The 19,976-nt window shown below is 45.3% G+C and carries 18 protein-coding genes and 1 pseudogene; 6 read left to right on the top strand and 13 right to left on the bottom strand.

Annotated features, from left to right (window positions below; all coding sequences use genetic code 11):
• Positions 1-4: 4 nt before the first annotated feature.
• Entirely contained in the window at positions 5-256 is a 252-nt protein-coding gene (locus tag L1028_RS10210; RefSeq protein WP_042191115.1) for a post-transcriptional regulator, read from the bottom strand.
• A 196-nt stretch (positions 257-452) separates the two neighbouring features.
• On the opposite strand from L1028_RS10210, the gene spoVB reads away from it, so the two are divergent.
• Positions 453-2,048 (top strand): stage V sporulation protein B, encoded by a 1,596-nt coding sequence (gene spoVB / locus L1028_RS10215; protein WP_234533453.1) that lies wholly within the window; start codon positions 453-455, stop codon positions 2,046-2,048.
• Positions 2,049-2,053: 5 nt separating this feature from the next.
• Here the strand turns inward: spoVB and L1028_RS10220 are convergent, their stop codons facing one another.
• Positions 2,054-2,818: a YetF domain-containing protein gene (locus tag L1028_RS10220; RefSeq protein ID WP_234533455.1), complete on the bottom strand. Its 765-nt coding sequence runs from the start codon at positions 2,816-2,818 to the stop codon at positions 2,054-2,056.
• A 224-nt stretch (positions 2,819-3,042) separates the two neighbouring features.
• Here L1028_RS10220 and L1028_RS10225 point away from each other — a divergent pair, with 224 nt between their 5' ends.
• Together L1028_RS10225 and L1028_RS10230 are read left to right on the top strand one after the other, a co-directional pair.
• Positions 3,043-3,435 carry a TIGR04086 family membrane protein gene (locus tag L1028_RS10225; protein WP_234533457.1) on the top strand — a complete coding sequence of 131 codons (393 nt, stop codon included), beginning with the start codon at positions 3,043-3,045 and terminating at the stop codon, positions 3,433-3,435.
• A 95-nt stretch (positions 3,436-3,530) separates the two neighbouring features.
• Positions 3,531-4,370 carry a phosphatase PAP2 family protein gene (locus L1028_RS10230; protein WP_234533459.1) on the top strand — a complete coding sequence of 280 codons (840 nt, stop codon included), beginning with the start codon at positions 3,531-3,533 and terminating at the stop codon, positions 4,368-4,370.
• A 96-nt stretch (positions 4,371-4,466) separates the two neighbouring features.
• Here the strand turns inward: L1028_RS10230 and yajC are convergent, their stop codons facing one another.
• The 11 genes from yajC to L1028_RS10285 all read right to left on the bottom strand — a co-directional run bounded on the left by yajC (position 4,467) and on the right by L1028_RS10285 (position 16,664).
• Positions 4,467-4,775 (bottom strand): preprotein translocase subunit YajC, encoded by a 309-nt coding sequence (gene yajC / locus L1028_RS10235; protein ID WP_042191123.1) that lies wholly within the window; start codon positions 4,773-4,775, stop codon positions 4,467-4,469.
• A gap of 49 nt (positions 4,776-4,824) precedes the next feature.
• Positions 4,825-5,961, bottom strand: a complete 1,137-nt coding sequence (tgt, locus tag L1028_RS10240) for a tRNA guanosine(34) transglycosylase Tgt (RefSeq protein ID WP_042130504.1) — start codon at positions 5,959-5,961, stop codon at positions 4,825-4,827.
• A gap of 21 nt (positions 5,962-5,982) precedes the next feature.
• Positions 5,983-7,011, bottom strand: coding sequence for a tRNA preQ1(34) S-adenosylmethionine ribosyltransferase-isomerase QueA (gene queA / locus L1028_RS10245; protein ID WP_234533461.1), 1,029 nt, complete (start codon positions 7,009-7,011; stop codon positions 5,983-5,985).
• 9 nt (positions 7,012-7,020) lie between these two features.
• The gene (locus L1028_RS10250) at positions 7,021-9,123 is read right to left on the bottom strand and encodes a SpoIID/LytB domain-containing protein (RefSeq protein ID WP_234533463.1); all 2,103 of its coding nucleotides are present in this window, start codon (positions 9,121-9,123) and stop codon (positions 7,021-7,023) included.
• Positions 9,124-9,155: 32 nt separating this feature from the next.
• Positions 9,156-10,163 carry a Holliday junction branch migration DNA helicase RuvB gene (gene ruvB / locus L1028_RS10255; protein ID WP_042191128.1) on the bottom strand — a complete coding sequence of 336 codons (1,008 nt, stop codon included), beginning with the start codon at positions 10,161-10,163 and terminating at the stop codon, positions 9,156-9,158.
• A gap of 35 nt (positions 10,164-10,198) precedes the next feature.
• The gene (gene ruvA, locus L1028_RS10260; RefSeq protein WP_234533465.1) at positions 10,199-10,816 is read right to left on the bottom strand and encodes a Holliday junction branch migration protein RuvA; all 618 of its coding nucleotides are present in this window, start codon (positions 10,814-10,816) and stop codon (positions 10,199-10,201) included.
• Entirely contained in the window at positions 10,813-11,316 is a 504-nt protein-coding gene (gene ruvC / locus L1028_RS10265) for a crossover junction endodeoxyribonuclease RuvC (protein WP_036677679.1), read from the bottom strand. Before ruvC ends, ruvA begins: the two co-directional genes overlap by 4 nt.
• A gap of 253 nt (positions 11,317-11,569) precedes the next feature.
• Positions 11,570-12,289, bottom strand: a complete 720-nt coding sequence (locus tag L1028_RS10270; RefSeq protein WP_234533467.1) for a BofC C-terminal domain-containing protein — start codon at positions 12,287-12,289, stop codon at positions 11,570-11,572.
• 81 nt (positions 12,290-12,370) lie between these two features.
• Positions 12,371-14,503 (bottom strand): CocE/NonD family hydrolase, encoded by a 2,133-nt coding sequence (locus tag L1028_RS10275; RefSeq protein ID WP_234533469.1) that lies wholly within the window; start codon positions 14,501-14,503, stop codon positions 12,371-12,373.
• A gap of 11 nt (positions 14,504-14,514) precedes the next feature.
• The gene (locus tag L1028_RS10280) at positions 14,515-15,678 is read right to left on the bottom strand and encodes a dipeptidase (RefSeq protein ID WP_234533471.1); all 1,164 of its coding nucleotides are present in this window, start codon (positions 15,676-15,678) and stop codon (positions 14,515-14,517) included.
• Positions 15,679-15,689: 11 nt separating this feature from the next.
• Positions 15,690-16,664 (bottom strand): ornithine cyclodeaminase family protein, encoded by a 975-nt coding sequence (locus tag L1028_RS10285; RefSeq protein WP_234533473.1) that lies wholly within the window; start codon positions 16,662-16,664, stop codon positions 15,690-15,692.
• 110 nt (positions 16,665-16,774) lie between these two features.
• On the opposite strand from L1028_RS10285, the pseudogene L1028_RS10290 reads away from it, so the two are divergent.
• The 3 genes and pseudogenes from L1028_RS10290 to L1028_RS10300 form a co-directional block, all read left to right on the top strand.
• A pseudogene (locus L1028_RS10290) lies at positions 16,775-17,169 on the top strand (aldo/keto reductase); the annotation flags it as partial.
• A 316-nt stretch (positions 17,170-17,485) separates the two neighbouring features.
• Positions 17,486-18,676, top strand: coding sequence for an enoyl-ACP reductase FabV (fabV, locus tag L1028_RS10295; protein ID WP_076284851.1), 1,191 nt, complete (start codon positions 17,486-17,488; stop codon positions 18,674-18,676).
• A gap of 217 nt (positions 18,677-18,893) precedes the next feature.
• Positions 18,894-19,814 carry an aldo/keto reductase gene (locus tag L1028_RS10300; RefSeq protein WP_234533475.1) on the top strand — a complete coding sequence of 307 codons (921 nt, stop codon included), beginning with the start codon at positions 18,894-18,896 and terminating at the stop codon, positions 19,812-19,814.
• The last annotated feature ends 162 nt before the right edge of the window (positions 19,815-19,976 follow it).

A 19,976-nucleotide genomic window follows, 5' to 3' on the forward strand; every position in this document is an offset into this window, starting at 1 on the left:
TTGTTCAGTTCAACCCCCGATAAGCTGCAAGAGTCAAATAAGTCATGTAACTATTGGCTTTTAAGGAATAAATATCATTTACCAGCTTATGCAAGGGGGGCATTCCGTCCTTATCATAATTACGACTGATACAATCCCAAATATCCTTGCTGGTTACATACTCATAGCCGAGGAGCCGGAATTCTTCAGCTTTGCTGCGGCACATGGCTTCGATTTCTTCACTATGTTGATCATGATTCCACTGTTCCGATTCCACGTGATGACACCTCCAAAGATCGCTCGTGTTCGTATGCTTACCATACGTATTCGACCCAAGTTCTCTTCTTTCCTCCTTCCGTCACAAAAAGTTACAACTACTAAAACAAGGCATGCCGGGATAGGGGTATAGCATATCCATAAGAATAGACAAGTTGGCCAGCGTTTTATTTCATTTGGGGAAGAAGGCGAGACCTTTGAGGAAACAGAGCTTTATACAAGGAACTTTAATCTTGCTTGCCGCCGGCATCATTAATCGAATGCTTGGATTTATACCCCGAATTGCTTTGCCACGCATCATTGGAGCAGAAGGTGTGGGTCTATATCAGCTCGCGTACCCATTCTTTATCGTGCTGGTTACTGTGATTACAGGCGGACTTCCCCTAGCTATTGCTAAAATGGTGGCGGAAGCAGAGGGAGAAAACCGGCCTGAGAAATCGCGGCAAATTTTACGGACTGGCCTTACTCTTAGCGTCGGACTAGGAATCTTCTTTACGATCGTTGCGCTGGTCAGTGCTTCATGGGTCTCTAATGTGATCTTAACAGACCACAGAGTTTATTATACTTTTATCGCCATGATCCCAATGATTGGAATTGTTGCTGTATCTGCGATATACCGCGGCTATTTTCAAGGTAGGCAGAACATGATTCCATCCGCACTTTCTTCGGTTTTCGAGTCTATCGTGCGAATATTTTTTATGCTGTGGTTCTCTTGGCTGCTGTTACCCAAAGGTATCGCTTTTGCAGCTGCAGGGGCGATGCTAGGCGTAACAGTAGGAGAGATTGGCGGAATGTTAGCCATTCTGTGGCAATATTATGTCATCACGAAAAAGGATAAAAAAACAACCCCCATCCTAGAACAGAAAACGGTTGAGAAGGAAGTTATACCATCTGATCCTGATGCCGTACAATCAACTTCCCCCATACTGTGGCGTTTACTAGGTGTATCAATTCCTGTTACGGCAAGCCGGCTTGTGGGTTCTTTTTCTTATCTACTGGAATCTATAATTACCGTACGTAGTCTTGCACTAGCCGGAATCGCAACAGCAGCCGCGACTGCTCAATATGGGTCTTTACAGGGGATGGTTATTCCCTTACTGTTGCTTCCCGGAGCTTTAACTTCCTCTCTCGCAGTGTCTTTGGTCCCCTCCTTATCCGAGGCTGCCGCGAGAAAGGACTTGCCTACCATTCACAAACGAATGCACCAAGCTCTTCGACTCGCTCTTGTAACAGGGGCTCCCTTTGCTGTTCTTATGTATGTACTAGCAGTCCCACTATGCAACTTGTTATACGGAAATCCGGACACCGCGCCTATGCTAAAACTAATGGCCCCTTTCGCTTTGTTCATCTATGTTCAAGCACCCTTGCAAGCTGCACTTCAAGCTATGGACAGACCGGGCAGGGCACTCATCAATACTCTAATTGGGGCAGTAGTCAAAATCATTCTGATTGTTATATTAGCTTCACAGCCAGAATACGGAATCTACGGCGCAATCATCGCCATTATTGTGAACAGCGTTCTTGTTACTCTACTGCACGGGTACAGTGTAGTCAGTCTAATTTCATTATCCTTACGAATAACCGATACCATTAAGACCTTATGTGCAATGATTATCATGGGAGCAGGCGTTCGTTATGTATACATCTCCATTCCCATTTCAGAAGCACAATGGATTCAATTTTTATTTGCCTCTGCGATAGGAATGGCCCTGTATTTCGGTCTCAGTCTATTAGCTGGCCTTATTTCCCTCCGTGATTTGGATCGACTGCCTTTCATTAAGCGTTGGCTTTAGAATGACTATCGGGTATCCAAACGGTCAACATAAACTCGGCCTTTATGGTCAATGGAACAAAGAAATACATCCCGGAAATCTGAAACTCCCTTTTGTCGGATCTGGGTTCTTAGCCAGAACCTTGTTTTTCCTATCATCTCTAAATTATGATCCTGGACCTTTCCATCCATAATCAATGGAATAGGAAGCCCTTCATATCTGATTTTGTTCTTTGGCAGCTTAATTTTCTGACTGCTTACATCTGTATCCTCATCGGTCTTATTGTTCTCAGCAACTGAACTGCTATTGCCTGTTTGATTGGGTGATGAACTTCCTTTGTCTTTCTCGAAAACGGTAAGCTGACCACTGGGCTCCAGAATCGCAAATTCCACATCAGCAGGGCTAGCGATGTTCTGACCACGCAATTGCTGCAGCAAATCATCAATATTGTACCTTTGTTTACGCATCTCTCCCCGGTGCAGCTTGCCTCCAGAAATAAGTATGCTCGGTTTACCGTCCATTAACAGCCGAATCTTTCTGCTCTTAAGACTGAGCTGGGCAACCAGTACTTGAATGATAACCAATGTGGCCATCGGAACCAGACCTTCGTAAATCGGGCGCTTAATATCCTCGATCACAAAAACAGCAATCTCAGCAATCATAATTGAGATCGTTAGATCAAATACAGATAACTTACCGATTTCCCTCTTCCCCATGATTCGCATGCACAGGAATATGAAGAAATACATCAGCACGGTCAAGAAAATATGGGTAGTGATATGCTGGGACATATAGCTTCGCTCCCCTCCACTCTCACCCGCAGACTTGTTTTCTCGGGCGGATTAATGTAACCCTATTCTGACCGCTCAGCACAGGGAACATTCGGAAGCTTACATATTAATTAATGGTAAAAAGGCTGCAATGCCCATTCTTGTACTATTGGGGCAAGCCTCCCCATACAATGAATAATAACTTATGTAGATTTTTTTCTAAAAAAACTTTAGGAGGTTGTACCATGTATTTAATCCGGCGCCTGTTCTCATGGAGAATAGCCAATCCTGTATTGTCTGGCCTATGTCGATCATTCCTCTGGATGCTGCTTGGCGCGTTTGTCCTCTCTCTTTTATTATGGGGCAGCGGTATGAAGGAGCAGGATCTCTCGATGTATACTTATATAGTGCACGGCATAGCCGCAGCATTCGGAGGACTAACCGCCGGTCGCAGAGCCACGAACAAAGGCTGGTATCAAGGAAGTCTTACAGGAATCTTTTATGGGATTATCGTTCTGTTAATCGGATTTCTGGCACTGGATAGCTCACCCTCTGGTGTTGACCTTCTTTGGGTTCTAGCTGCTGCAACAATTGGTGCACTTGGCGGAATGTTTGGGGTAAATTTACAAAAAAGCTAAAATTATTATTTCATTAAATTCGAAACATTCCTTGGAAATATGTTAAACTGTGATCATCTGACTTCATAAAGAGAATCAAGGAGGCTTCGAATGCTTTGTTTTACCAATCAATGAATCATATTGTTTTGTACACAGTTGCATTAGTAGTGATATTAGTATGGATTGGCGCTCGGCGAAATCCAATCATGGCATTAGTTGAAATTGGGAAAGAGATGCTGCGATCCTATAAGTTTCTGCTACTGATGGTAGGCATGTTTGGTGTACTGGTCATGAATAAATACGAACTACAAATTGAAGAAAAAATGCATCTAACCTCAGACTATACATCATTTGTATTTGGACTAGAGGGACATTTTGTCCAAGCTTTTCAGGATATATTCTTTAGTCCATGGCTAACGCCTATCATTGTCTTCTTCTACATTTTCATGCTTCAATCTGTACTAGCAGCTTCTCTAGGTGTCTATCTGTTAGATAAGAACCGTGTGATGCTGTACGCTACCTGCTATGCTATTATCATTAACTATGCTGTAGCCATTCCATTCTACCTATACTTCCCTGTAAATGAGGTATGGTCCTATGTACCTGCAGGTGTTAGATTTACTATGTTGGATGTATTTCCGAAGTTTGAGCAAGAGTACCGCCCTCTATCCGGTCTCAACAACTGCTTCCCGAGCCTACATACGTCCATTTCCGTTACGATGGCATTACTTGCATTCCGTTCAGGAAACCGCAGGTGGATGGCCATTACGAGTATTTCTGCGGTAGCAATCGTCTTTGGTATATTCTATCTTGGCATTCATTGGCTTACAGATATGATAGGCGGCACTCTGCTAGCAGTCCTAGCTTCAACAGTTGGTGTACAGCTTGCCAAATTAACCTTACGGGGGCATAAAGAATCGCTCACAGTTCGCAGCCGAATAACAGATATGCGTTAAACCAATAGATCACGATGAAGGATGAACGTCAAAAAAGCGGTGTCACTCTCTTTAATGAGAAGACACCGCTTTTTTATGTACTTATTAATAACGAAACTATACTTTCTCCTCCACGTCCGTGGCAACGGAGTGACTAATGGAACCGCGATCAAAGGTCAGTTTAGTTACATCATTGACCCGTAGAACCACGATATCATCGGAAATCTCCATGATCGTACCGTGAAGACCACCAATAGTAACGATTTTATCGCCTTTTTTCAGAGACTTCAACATTGCATTACGTGTTTTGGTCTTCTTCTGTTGCGGGCGAATCAGCAAGAAGTAGAATACTACAAACATAAGTACGAATGGACCTACAAGACCCAGTATACTACCTCCGCCTGTTGCTGCTGCATATTGAAACATATTTCTCCCCCCTTTCAAAGCACATTAAAACATGGATCTCAACGAAGCTTTAGAAGCCTTTAAGATTATCATATAATCCGTATTTAGCAAAAAACTCATCGCGAAAATCAAGCAGCCGATCTTCCTTGATGGCTTCGCGCACTTTACGCATCAAATCCAACAGGAAGTGCAAGTTATGGTATGTCGTCAATCTAAGTCCGAAGGTTTCATCGGCTTTGATTAGATGGCGCAAATAAGCGCGGGAATAATTCCGGCATGTATAGCAGTTGCACTCCGGATCAAGCGGCCCAAAATCGCGGGCATACTTTGCGTTGCGTACAACGAGTCTTCCCTGACTGGTCATCGTTGTTCCATTACGAGCAATACGGGTAGGCAGAACACAGTCGAACATGTCCACTCCCCGGATTGAACCTTCCAACAGCGCATCCGGTGAACCAACGCCCATCAAATAGCGAGGTTTGCCTTGTGGCAGCAGGGGAACTGTATAATCCAGCACTTCATACATTAGCTGCTTGGACTCTCCGACGCTGAGCCCTCCAATAGCATACCCCGGGAAATCCATGGAAGTCAAATCTGCCGCGCTCTGACGGCGAAGATCCTCATACATACCTCCTTGAACGATAGCGAACAGCCCTTGATCATTCGGGCGAGCATGACTTTTCAGGCAACGTTCCGCCCAGCGTGTTGTACGCTCCAATGATTTTTTCACGTAGTCATATTCCGCTGGGAATGGAGGACATTCATCGAATGCCATCATGATATCAGAGCCAAGTGCGTTCTGAACTTCCATAGCTACTTCAGGAGACAGGAACTTCTTGTCCCCATTTAGATGGGAACGGAAATGAACGCCTTCTTCGGTAATCTTGCGCATGTCACTAAGCGAGAATACTTGAAACCCGCCGCTATCCGTTAGAATGGGACGGTCCCAGTTCATGAACTTATGCAGTCCGCCTGCTTCACGAACAATATCATGGCCCGGTCTCAGGAACAAATGGTACGTATTGCTCAAAATAATATGAGCATCCATCTCTTTCAGTTCTTCAGGACTCATTGTCTTGACTGTAGCTTGTGTGCCGACTGGCATAAATGCAGGTGTCTCAATCACACCATGTGGAGTGTGGACTCTTCCAAGTCTTGCTCCGGATTGTTTGCACGTTTTGATGTGCTCATAAGTAATTGCTGCCATAAGTTAACCCATCCTCTTACCTTAGTAAATAAACATTGCATCTCCAAAGCTAAAAAACCGGTACTTCTGCTCTATCGCTTCTTCATAAGCAGCTAGAATATGTTCCCGACCTGCCAAAGCACTAACCAACATCACCAAAGTAGACTTTGGCAAATGAAAATTAGTAATTAACGCATTAACTACACTAAACTTATAGCCCGGATAGATGAAAATATCCGTCCAGCCACTACATTCCACTAGTGGACCGCCTTCGCATTGTCTTCCGACTGTTTCAAGTGTCCGACAAGAAGTCGTCCCTACCGCTATAATGCGGCCACCTTGTTCCTTGGTGGCATTTATAGTGTCTGCTGTTTCTTGAGACATTACAAAATACTCTGAATGCATAACATGCTCTTCAACCTTCTCAACAGACATCGGACGGAACGTTCCGAGACCTACATGAAGTGTAATATAAGCAATATTTACACCCTTGGCTTCAATCTGATCCAACAGTTCTTTGGTAAAATGAAGCCCTGCTGTAGGAGCAGCAGCTGATCCCTCATGCTTAGCATAAACAGTCTGATATCGTTCCCGATCATCGAGTGTTTCCTTAATATAAGGAGGCAGTGGCATTGTTCCCAGCCTGTCCAGAATCTCCTGAAAAATACCCTGATAAATGAACCGAAGCGTTCGTCCACCCATATCAGCCTCATCCTCAATAACAGCACGAAGCTCATCACTAAAGATGATGACCGCTCCTGTCTTAAGCTTCTTACCTGGCTTTACAAGAGCTTCCCATCGATCGTCTCCCAGATTCTTAAGGAGAAGCACTTCAGCTTTAGCCCCCGTATCTTCTTTAGCCCCAAACAATCTGGCAGGAATGACTCTCGTATCATTCAGAACAAGTGTATCTCCCGGTTGGAAATAATTAGTAATATCAGTAAAATGCCGGTGAGCCAGCTCCCCACCCTCCTTATTTACTAAGAGCAGTCTAGAAGAGCTACGGTCAGAGAGTGGTGTCTGGGCAATTAATTCTTCCGGCAAATGAAAATCATATGCGTCTACATTCATGGTCTGTCTTCATTCCTTAACTATAGTAACGTTCTGATAATAGTGTTGCAATATCTGCTTGTAATCATACCCGCTGTCAGCCATGCCTTTCACGCCCCATTGCGACATGCCTAGACCATGACCGTATCCTTGGCCAATGAACAGAAAGCCCGAACTGTTAGTAATCGCTCTGACTGAGGAATCCCCACCCATCACTACAGTTCCACTACCGTTCACATTAACCTTACCTGATGCAGAGAGTACACCTGCGCTCTGTGAACTTCCAATCGTGCTGGTAGCACCGTCAGCGCCTAATACAGTATAACTTCCGGCTGGTACAATATCAAACAATGTACTTGGCAATCCATTGAACGCAGAACGGAACATATCAGGATATTTCACATCCAGTGCCTGACCATTTGCTTTCACCTGAACCGCTCTTCCAGAAGGACCGCGCTGGGTGACCTGCAAATTAAGGATGCTGGAAGGGAGCGTGCTAGTTGTTTTACCCTGCAAGCTTTTTAGAAGGTCGGCAGAGGTATATGGCCCTTTGATCCAGCTATAACTACCGGACTCATAGACTTTGTCTAGAACAACAGCATTCTCGCCTGGGTTCAGCTTACCTACCGCACTTACACTACTTTCAACAGCAGGAAGGGGGCGTACATTGACATCTTTAGTGGTAGCTGTTGCTATGTCCAGTCCCGCTGCAGTTTTATTTCCTGTCAATTTAATGTTATCCTCACGTGCGTATCCGGAGATGCCATTAGCGAGCAGTAAATAATACCACTTCTTAGCGGTCGCGGTAGCTGCGACATCCTCTTTGCTGGGAACGCTGGCAAATGCATCTCCACCATTGCCCCATACCTCTGATGGATCAGAGGTTACACCGCCACTGTTCGACGAGAACACAGCCTCTATAACTTTACCACCACTCATCAATACTTCACCGGCAGTAGCATCCACTGCCTTAATAATAACTGGAGCCTCTGATCCGATTCCGTTATATACCTGACTCAATGTAGAATCTACTACATTCGCTACTTCGAAACGGTTGCCTTGCGCCATTGCATAGCTTCGGGCGGCGACAGCCTGAGCCTTTAGAGCTTCACCCGGCCAGCTGGAGGAAACCTCTCCTCCAACCACTGCATACAAATATTGTTCCAGTGGCACTTCATTGATAACTGCTAGGGAACCTCTCAAATTACTTAGTTCCATATTTCCACGGTAGGTACGCTTGGATCTCTCTTCGAGCTGAATTCCAGCTTCATTACCAACTGCCAAAAATTTAGCAACATTTCCGGAAACCATATAATGATTAGCCTGAGTCTCGCTGCCAAGGTCCAGCCCAGCATCCAGACGCATGATTAATCCAGGTGAAGTTGCAGCAGATGCAACAAGCTGTGGCAATGCTGTAGACACTGCGGTCTGAACAGCACCCAAATCTTTGTCGTTCGTAGCTTCGCCTACCCATACCTCAAACTGGGCACTGCCATCACTTCCTGAGAGAAACACCTTCCAGGCATCAAAACCAGCAGCTGTAATACTACTCAGAGCAGCATCAGCTTCTTGTTCCGAAGAATAACGACCCGCCGATAAATGCTTATCCCCTTTCACCGCAGGGGTTTGATCAGCAGGAATGCCGAGTCCTGCCTTTACTACACGGGCAAGCCCATCCTTGGCAGCAGCTTCACTGGCATAGACACCTGTATACAACTGATACACATTGGTTCCATTTCTAGAAATCATAAATATTTGAGGCTTATCAGAGGTAGACTGAAGCTTTTTAGCCGCATCAGCAGCTGTTTTCCAGCTTGAAGTCTCCATTACCTTTACTCTATAACCATCCACACTAACACGAATTTTGCTCTGGGCAGGCACTGATAACAAAGGAGTGCTCCCTGGTTGGTTCGACATCAAAGTGAAGCTTTGTGTCGATTGCATAGTTACTACTGGCACGGTAGATTTATATTTACTGCCAATATCGGCATAAAGGGCAACTCGTATCGTACTATTAGAATTGGCATGACTGGCACCCGCAGGGATCAAGAGACTTCCTACAGCAATCGCAGCTGCTAGCAATCCTTTGCTTAGTGGAGCTATTCCTCCCCATTTCATCTTCGTATGCTTCATCCAGCATCCTCCTTTTAAATGTAGTTACTGACTCAGTGCTGCTCCGGAGGGAGCGGAAGGCCTAAGTGATGATAAGCGGCCGGGGTTACAATTCTTCCACGAGGGCTCCGCTGCAAGAATCCTATCTGCAGCAGGTAGGGCTCATAAACATCCTCAATCGTCTGACTTTCCTCACCAATTGTAGCAGCAATCGTATCCAGACCTACCGGACCGCCACGAAAACTTGAAATCATCGCTCTTAACATCTTGTGGTCGATGCTGTCCAGCCCGCGTGGATCCACTTGTAGCATCTTCAGGGCTTCCCCAGAAATCTCAGGGGTTATAATCCCATCGCCGCGCACTTGAGCAAAATCACGGACTCGCTTCAATAGTCGGTTCGCAATCCGCGGCGTTCCACGGGAACGAAGCGCTATCTCTTCCGCCGCATCTCCGACAATCTCAATCCCTAAAAGATCTGCATTTCGAGCAACAATGAAGCTTAGCTCATCTATGGTATAGAACTCCAAGCGGCTGACCACTCCGAAACGATCACGTAGTGGCGCTGACAGCAGGCCAGCACGGGTGGTAGCGCCTATAAGTGTGAAAGGCGGCAGATCCAATCGTACCGAACGGGCACTTGGCCCTTTGCCGATCATGATGTCCAGCGCGAAGTCCTCCATCGCTGGATACATAACCTCCTCCACCGTCCGGTGTAAGCGGTGAATTTCATCGATGAACAGCACGTCGCCTTCCTGCAGGTTCGTCAGCAGGGCGGCTAAATCTCCCGGCCGCTCTATAGCAGGACCGGACGTTGTTCGTAAATTCACACCCAGCTCATTGGCGATAATGTTCGCGAGTGTTGTTTTACCGAGACCTGGAGGCCCGTAGAGTAACACATGATCCAGCGCTTCACTTCTCATTTTGGCTGCTTCGATATATATTTTCAGGTTTTCTTTCACCTGATTCTGTCCGATATATTCTCCCAGATAACGAGGGCGTAAGCTTAACTCTACGGCTTGCTCGTCCATCATTAAATTAGCGGATATAATCCGGTCATCCATTCCTATCGCTCCCTTTCTTCAGGATGTGTTCGGCTTTACTTAGCAATATATAATAGTCCAAGTGCTTTCTTCATCAACACATCTACAGTCCCTGTCTCTGTGCCCTCTTTCTTCATAGCGAGCCACACACGGTCCAATTCACTTTCGGTATAACCCAATCCCTTAAGGGCATCTCTAGCCTCTTGCCAGGGTAATCCATCCGCCTTTTCTTCCATTGGAACTGCAAATAATCCCGTTTGCATCGAAGCCGTACTGAGTCCGTCCAGCTTGTCCTTCAAATCTAGGATCATCCGCTGCGCCGTCTTCTTGCCAATGCCCGGCAGTTTCGTTAAGAAGGTTATATTCTCTTGGTAAATTGCCGAGATCAACTGATCTGGAGTTCCACCTGTCAGTATTCCGAGTGCAACCTTCGGACCGATCCCAGATACCTCAATCAACTTGCGGAACAATCTTTGCTCCTCCCGAGTCGGGAACCCGAACAGAAGCGTCGCATCCTCACGTGTTTGATAATGAATATAGATCGTTACAGGTCCTTCTACCTTAGCAAAAGCATAAGGGTTCGGGCAGAACACCCGATAGCCTACGCCCTGCACATCCAGCACCACATATTCCGACTCTAAATGAACGACGGGTCCTCTTAAGAAATCTATCATTTTCGCAATACCTCATTTAATTTAGAATTAAGACTGCTCGAATGGGCATGACATACCGCTACCGCGAGTGCATCCGCTACATCATCCGGTTTAGGGATCGCCGATAATTTCAGTAACAGCTTCACCATTTCCTGTACCTGCCGCTTCTCTGCCTTACCATAACCAACTACTGCCTGCTTCACCATCATAGGTGTATATTCCGAGACGGGTAAGCCACGCTGTACAGCAGCTAATATCGTTACTCCCCGGGCCTGTGCTACTGGCAATGCTGTTGTAACATTACGTGCGAAGAACAACTTCTCTATCGCTACAGCATCAGGTTTATATTTATCAATGAGCTGACCCATGCCTTCATAGACATGCAGCAGACGTTCTTCCTCAGGCGTGTGAGCCTCAGTCTGGATACAACCATATTGGACCGGGGTCAACTTATGACCTTCCTTATCCACAAAGCCAAAACCGACAATCGCCAGCCCTGGATCAATTCCCAAAATGCGCAAACACGATCTCTCCTCTAAAACAGGCAGTTTATTCCACCGTTTTCATCCATTACTCCGCTATGAAGCGAACATATGTATTCCTTCAAACCATTATAGCAAAAATACCCCTTCCGGGAGAAAAAAAGTTTACCCTCTGATGCGAAATGACAACTTTAGGCCTACAATGAGAACCTCAAACATTCTTATATTTGCAAAAAAAGCTGCCCTATAGCCATTAATAATGACTTTAGGACAGCTGATATGCTTAAGGATGCTATTGCTTATTCTGCATGACATGTTCGGCAGCCTCACGCGCATAGTCACTGAAGGTGGACAACACGCTGTTGTACTCTTCAATATCCTGTACACGAATGCCTTCATGAAGCTCTTTCCAAATACTTTCCGGCAGAGAGGACTTCAAGGAACCCATATCCATCTGAAAAAAAGTCTTCAGAACCTTTTCCTGCACCGGGGGCCCCTTAAATAATTTCAAATTCCCAAACGCATCGACCCCGATATAGGCTTCTTTTTTCGTTAGGTTCGATAGATCATTCACTTTTTGTTCCAGCCACAAATCTCCATCGCTGCTGATCCAACCGCTCCATGAAGGGTGTTCGTGAATTATCTTTTTAAGCTGAAGCGGGTTCTTTTCGCCTGGCAATGTCTGAACTTCTTCCCCAGATACATACGATATTTTTAAATGAACGGTTCTGCTGAGTCCGCTTTGAGTGATCGTCTGCAACAGTTGTTCGTTATTTATGGTGCCCTTCTCTTTCTCCTCACCGCTGTCCACACCTACTTTAAATACAGCTGCGGCTAACTTGCTTTCGGCACCATCCGTCCAACTAGAATCCGTCAGCAGTCCACTGATTTCCTCAGGTACCTGCATACTGCGCCAAGCCAATACAGTAAGAGCTAAACAAGCGGCTCCTACCCAAAGCGCCTTTTTCCAACGTCTCCATCGCTGCCAAAGTTGTTTTTTTATGCGCGACACGTTAATCCCTTCATTCTGGTTTTTCCCTATTGTGACCTGAGAAGGGATCATTTATGCGCTTTTCTGTGGATAATCGATATTTTATATTATTGCGTTAGGAATAACCGGCAGCTTCACATGGCTTGGATATTCACCATTATGGTAAATAGTCTGCAGTACTGTAATCGCCTCTGTATCTTCATACGGGTTACCACCAGTATTCGTATTAGGAAACGCAACGAATTTACTGGACGAGGTAATCGAGAAACGGATTCGGTGTCCTACCGCAAATCTGTGAGCAATATTCGGCATGAAAATATCATATTCCTCCACTTGACCTGGCGTGAGCAGTTGTGGTGCATCAAACCCATGACGATATTTAGCTCTGACAATATAGTTAGATAACCGGATAGAATCTCCATGTTCATTCACATCACTAAGCGTAACTACCCAATCCGTATCCTTACCTGTGCTAGCGGCGTAGATGACAGCAGACAATTCGCCAGCAATAGTCAATTCTTCTGTCAACACCTCACTAGTGTACACAAGAATATCATTTCGCAGCTCATATTTCCGCAAATTTTCAGGCTCTCGCTCACCGCTGTCATTCATAGGATCATTTGGGTTATAGACATAAGTATCTTCTGGAGAGTGTTCCTCTGGCGCTGTGAGCAGCTTCCCATCTCCTTGTCCTGAATTAGCCCGGCCATCACTGGAAAGATAAAACGGCGTAGTTGTAGCTTCAACCGGTGTCCAATCCTCCGACGTTCTCCACTGATTCTCACCAACGACATAATAAGAGGCCCTAGGCTCCTGATCTATTCCGTTCGGAATGCCTTTGAGGAAGCAGTCGAACCAGCGAAGTACAGAAACATCATAATCATAGACGACTGCATCATTGCCGAAGCTTACCCCCTCATAGTCTCTGGCTCGGTTTGGCCCATGCTCCCATGCACCCAGACGGATTTTACGATTTGGCACATCATGTTCAGTCAGCATTCTCCAAGTCTCCGATACGCCAGGGCTGTCGCCATCATACCAGCCTGAGATTACATACATAGGGACCTGCACCTCATCCCCACGTTCCGTAAAGGTACAGTTTCTCCAGAAATCATCATACTCCGGATGCTGGCTCCACAGATCCCATGGTCCTGATGCTGTGCCGATCATTTGCTGTGGAATCTCCTTAATCGGTCTCGCATCGACGGCCGCTTCCGGGTTCACCGTAATGCCCCCAAAAATATCAAAATCCGTCCGGGTACCCACAGATTGTGCTAGCGTCCAAGACAAGAGTGGCCAAGAACAAAGCGTTCCACCCTTACGCGCCGTATCTACAAACGGTGAGCCAACATTCACTTCATCCACAACAGCCTTCAAATTAGGGTGCCCACTGGTCGCCGCCGAGACAACCACAAAGCCCAGATAGGACGCGCCCCACATTCCAACATTGCCATCCGACCAATCCTGCGCAATAATCCAATCGATCGTATCATAGCCATCATCCCGTTCATTATAAAAAGGGATCAATTCCCCTTCCGAATCCGCTCGACCTCTAACGTCCTGTGACACCACTGCATAACCTTTGTTAGCCCATCTCATAAAAATCTCTTTTTTTCCGTTACGGTCATAGCAGGTTCTCACAAGAATCGTCGGCAGCTTGATTCCCGGCTGAATGCCCTCAGGAAGAAACACATCCGTAGCCAGTCTCACGCCATCACGCATCGGAATCAGATCCGTACCCAAATCATTTACACCATACTCTGGCTTGGACAAAAGGGGATCATCATAAACAACCAGAGGCGTCAGCTTCTCATATCCTGCTTTAACAATCAGCTCGATGCCATACCGATTCGGCGTAAGAAAGGCAATAATCTCACCATCCAAGGTCACAATATCTAGGGCCGTCTCTTTTCGCAACGCCCATACTTGTGAAGTAAGCTCATGGCCATCCAATACAGCCTGATACTGAATATGCTTTTGATAAAGATCACCATTACTTAGAACTACCTCATCATTGACCCATTCTGCTTTAGCGTAAGCGTCCATATGTTCGTGGATTTTTTGAAATGGAAGGACGCTCTTGAACTGGCTATCCAGCACATTGTACTGCATTTGTGTTCGTCTCCGTGGATCAACCTTAGCCAGCATGATTTGTTGTTCCGTAAAATGTATTTTTCCTGAATATATGCCAGAACAGTAGAAGTTAAATGTAGTTGTGTTCAAGTATGTTGTCATCTATTTATCCCCTATCCCCAAATTTCTTCAAATACGCGCAGCCAGTTGCCACCCATAATCTTAGCAATATCCTCATCCTTATAACCGCGAGCTACTAGACCTCTAGTAAAGTTGATAAAATAGCTATATTTTTCAAGCCCAGCAACGGTTTCAGTAGAAGGTCCGTCTCCTTTGGCAAATCCTAGCTTAGGTGCAATATGTTCTTTAAAATAAGTCAATGACCAGAGCACATCGCTCATCGGCCAATCCGTTCCAATCCCAACATGATCCACGCCTACTAGCCGAATCACATATTCGATATGATCCAGCACATGATCAATGGTCGTATGGTTAGGATCTTCATGAACAAACCACGGCATAGCAAAAATACCGATGACTCCACCCGTCTTAGCGATCGCGATGATTTCCTCATCGCTTTTGCAGCGCATATGCGGATAGATGGCCTCTACACCCGTGTGTGAAGCAATGACCGGAGTCTTAGAATACTGGCAAGCATCAAGCGTTGTTTGTTTTCCGCAATGTCCCGTATCTACAATGATCCCGAGCTTGTTCAGACGCTCAATGAATCCTTTTCCATAATTCGTAATCCCAGCGTTCGACTGTTCAGCACAGCCTGCACCGACCTGATTCTGATTGTTATACGTTAATTGTAAAATTCTTAAGCCAAAATTATGTAACACATCTAATAGGTCAAGATTGGTACCTAGGCCATCCGTTTCTTGCGCCGTGATAATACCCGCCTTATGGCCATTGCGCTTGGCTGCACGTATGTCCTCTGCGGTTAAAGCTTTAACTAACCAATCTGCGGAGTCGAACTGAAGCTGAACTTCAGCCATGCTATTGATCATGCTTTCTAAGGACTCTAAATGAAGTTCCCGGTTACCCGCAGTAATTCCCGATTTATACCATTCACTTTTATACTCGGGGATCTCACCGCTGGCTGACAGCTTTGTGATCATTTTTGCTGGCATGCTGCTGTATATCATCGGCTCATCTTTATAGGGCTCACACAGCTCTTTTATTTTTTCGGACATAGACTCTGGAATTGCGTTTGGAGATAAGGGACCTTGAAACAGCAAATCAATATTAATGTTCTGCTCATGCAAATGTACGGCTCGTTCTTCGTCTTGCTCCGTCAACTTGAAATCATACAAACCTTCATAAGTACTCATCATGTGGTCGCTCCTTAGAATGCAATTTCAATGCCTTTTTGTAATTTAACAGCTTCATTATAAATGAAGTTGGCTGCTGCTAAATCCTCTATTGCAAGTCCTAGTCCTTTAAAAAGAGTGATCTCATCAGCTGTAGCTCTGCCCTCAATATTCCCGCTGATCAGTTCACCGATTTCACCGATAATATGGCCTAAAGTAATCACGCCTTCGTTCAGCGGAATTAAATAATCCCCAGATTCATTATGCGCGGATTCCAATCGGTCTACATATAACTTAGCTAACCGTACGGTCTCCGAATCCAGCTCACGATCCGCTGCTCTGCAGGCCCCAACCGCATTGATATGTACTCCAGACTTCAGCCATTCTCCTTTGAGCACAGGCTCTGTGGATGCTGTTACGGTACAAATGATATCTGCTGGATTAACTGCCTCTTGAATAGACTCAGCCACAAGGATGTCCACACCATATTTACGGCTCATTTCTGCTTGGAAATATCTTGCCTTTGAAAGTGTCCTACTCCAAACTCTGACCTCACGAATGGATCGAACCCGTAGCATCGCTTCCAGATGGCTTTTGGCTTGCTCACCCGTACCAAGAATGGCAAGCACCTCTGCATCTTCTCTAGCCAGGTAACGAGTGGCTACTGCGCTAACAGCCGCTGTGCGAATTGCGGTAATCTTCTGTCCATCTACTACAGCTTTCAGAACACCGGTAGAAGAATCGAATAGCGTAACAAGCCCTTGATGGGAAGGTAAACCTGAGCCATGATTGCTTGGAAACACACTGATGATTTTGGCGCCTGCAACTTCTTCACCCTGCAAAAAGCCCGGCATTAAACCAATCAGATTGCCTTGGTGCAGCGGGAGTACTTGTCTTAAGCTCTGTATGGCTTGTCCTGCGGACAAGTCCTTCAAAACGGATTCCATCACTGTGATGCAAGACTCCATTGCTAATAGCTCAGCCACTTCATTTTGATTAATAACTAGCATAAGACAAACCTCCTTTACTTCATTGTGGCAACAACTGTGGGGATGCAAAATTATTCTTTATATCATAACTTATACACTTTAAATATTCATGTATAAAGCTGGCAATCAGTAATCTTTACTATATTCATTTCCCTGATGAAAGCACTCCTAAGGATGAAGGAAAGATCAAAGCGATTGGGGTCTCCAACTTCTCCATTGAACAGCTGAGAGAACCAACAGAGACGGGCATGTGGATGTTCTCCAATCCCACTACAACCTGCTGCACCGTGATGCAGAAAAAGAACTGCTTCCTTACACGCAGGAGCATGGCATTTCTTTCGTTCCTTATTTCCCGCTCGCATCCGGTCTTCTTGGCAGCAAGTATAAGCAGAGAGATACGTTCAGCGACATTAGAAAGAACGACCCACTGTTCCAAGGGGAGACCTTTGCCCAGAACCTGGAGAAAGTGGACAAGGTTCGTAAAATTGCTGATGCCAAAGGTGTTGAAGTCGCACATGTGGTGCTAGATCAAAGCGATTGATTCAATCTTCCGTGCGTAATAGATCCTTATATGTAAGTAATATAAAGGGGGTTGTCCTAGAAGTCATGAAATGGCTACTGGGGCACCCCCTTTTAGCTCCCACTAACGGAATAGCGTCACTGGTGTCCGAAAGCCTTAATAAAATGATAAAGATTCGATAGCACAGCTAGCCAACAAACAAAAATACATGGTAGTGAATTCTTATCGAATATCCTAAATTCTTTGTATTAGTAAATATTGTTTGCTATACTTTCTCTGTGTATCAGTAGACTTAAATTTTTATACAAAGGGGAATTCCTTGATGATTATTCAACCTAAAACTCGCGGATTTATATGCACAACAGCCCATCCAGAGGGATGCGCCAAACAAATAGAACAACAAATTGAATATGTAAAAGCGCAAAAGAAAATTGAGGGACCTGCGAATGTACTTGTCATCGGTGCCTCTACCGGATACGGACTAGCTTCTAGAATTTCAGCTGCTTTTGGTGCTGGTGCCAATACCATTGGTGTGTTCTTCGATAAAGCTGCGGAAGGTCAACGCACCGCTTCTGCAGGCTGGTACAACTCCGCTGCCTTTGAACAACAAGCAGCAGAGCTTGGACTTAAATCACACAGCATAGTTGGCGATGCCTTCTCTGATGCGATTAAAGAGAAGACCATTGCATTGATTAAAGCCGAATATGGCACCATCGATTTAGTTATTTATAGTGTCGCTTCACCTCGTCGTACCCATCCGGTAACAGGAGAAACCTTCTCCTCCGTTATTAAACCAGTGGGAACAGCTTATTCGAATAAAACCTTGAACTTCCACACAGGCGAAGTATCCATGACCACCATTGAGCCTGCTAATGAAGAGGAAGTACGTCAGACAATCGCTGTAATGGGCGGCGAAGACTGGAGAATGTGGATCGATCAGCTTCAAGCAGCTGATGTCCTTGCAGATGGTGCTACTACCGTTGCTTACTCCTACATCGGGCCTGAGATCACTCACCCTATCTATCGGGACGGAACAATTGGCCAAGCCAAACACGATCTGGAACAGACTGCGATCCAAATGAATGACCTTCTTTCATCAAAAGGCGGACGTGCCTTTGTGTCCGTTAATAAGGCGCTCGTAACTCAGTCCAGCTCAGCGATTCCTGTAGTGCCCCTTTATATCTCAGCACTTTACGAAGTGATGAAGGAAAAAGGCCTGCACGAGAACTGTATTGAACAAATGTATCGCTTGTTCTCTGAGCACCTATACGGTGAAGGCAAGGCTACTGCTGACGGAAGCTGCTTGATCCGCATTGACGACTGGGAAATGCGTGAGGATGTCCAGACAGAGGTTATGAAACGTTGGGACGAGCTTACAACTGATAATGCAGGTGAGCTGGCTGATCTTGAAGGCTACCGCCAAGATTTCTTCAATCTGTTTGGCTTTAGAACAGATGGCGTAGACTACGAAGCAGATATTGACCCTAATGTCGACATTCCGAATATGTACTAAAATGATTCTAAGCACTTCCATATATTAATTATGGATGTATAAACAAAGAGGTTGTCTGCAAAAGTAGTGAAGTCTACTGATGTGGCAGCCTCTTTTTTGTACTTTGCTTACAACCTACCTATACGTCGTAGGGCATATTGGCTTAGCCTCCCACTTTGTGATATGGTTTGATAGAATACTGCAAGTTCTAACTTACATTCTAAGGAGTGAATCACTCATGGTTAAGAAAATTAGTGTAGCGAATGGTGTACTTGACGTATCCCAAATTTCGCTTGGCTGTATGCGGATTGCGGATTTGTCTGCAAAAGAGGCTGATACACATGTACATAGTGCGTTGGAGCTCGGAATAGACTTCTTTGATCATGCCGACATTTACGCGGACGGAAAAGCTGAAGAGGTATTCGCTGGGGTACTTCAGAACAATCCTGGTATGCGCGATAAAATGATGATCCAAACTAAATGCGGAATCCGCAAGGGCTATTTTGATTTCTCCAAAGAGCATATCCTACAATCCGTGGAGGGTAGCCTAAAACGCTTGAAGACCGATTATATCGATGTGCTTTTGCTTCACCGTCCTGACACGCTGTTTGAGCCGGAAGAAGTGGCTGAGGCTTTTGATATTCTGGAGAGCAAGGGATTGGTCAAGCATTTTGGTGTAAGCAACCAGAACCCGTTACAAATCGAGCTACTTAAGAAAAATGTAAAGCAACCACTGCTGTTCAACCAGCTGCAATTGAGCGTTATGTTTACGGGTATGATTGATACCGGCTTCAATGTGAATATGACCAACTCCGGTTCGGTTGTTCATGATGGCGGGATTTTGGAGTACAGCCGTCTACATGACATGACCATTCAGCCATGGTCGCCTTTCCAATATGGCTTTTTTGAAGGTGTATTCTTGGACAACGACAAGTTCCCTGAATTGAACGAGGTCATTAACCGCTTAGCAGCTGAAAAAGAGGTTACCAATACTGCTATTGCCATAGCCTGGATTCTCAGACATCCGGCAAATATGCAGCCTGTTGTAGGTACAACCAATACGCAGCGATTGCGGGATATTGCCAAAGCATCCGATATTACACTCACCAGACCAGAATGGTATGAAATTTACCGCGCTGCCGGAAATATCCTTCCATAAATATCAAAAGCCACGAAGTACGCTAATATCGCACTTCGTGGCTTTTTTTACGTAAATGTAAGGATGCACACGAACCAGAGTATGGAGAGAAGGAGGAAAAAAGGCAATAAGATGCCCGGGATTTATTGATAAAAAATTTAAAAGGCCTGGTGACAAGAATTA

Origin of the sequence: Paenibacillus pseudetheri (genome assembly GCF_924513355.1) — a bacterium.
GTDB lineage: Bacteria > Bacillota > Bacilli > Paenibacillales > Paenibacillaceae > Paenibacillus_AQ > Paenibacillus_AQ pseudetheri.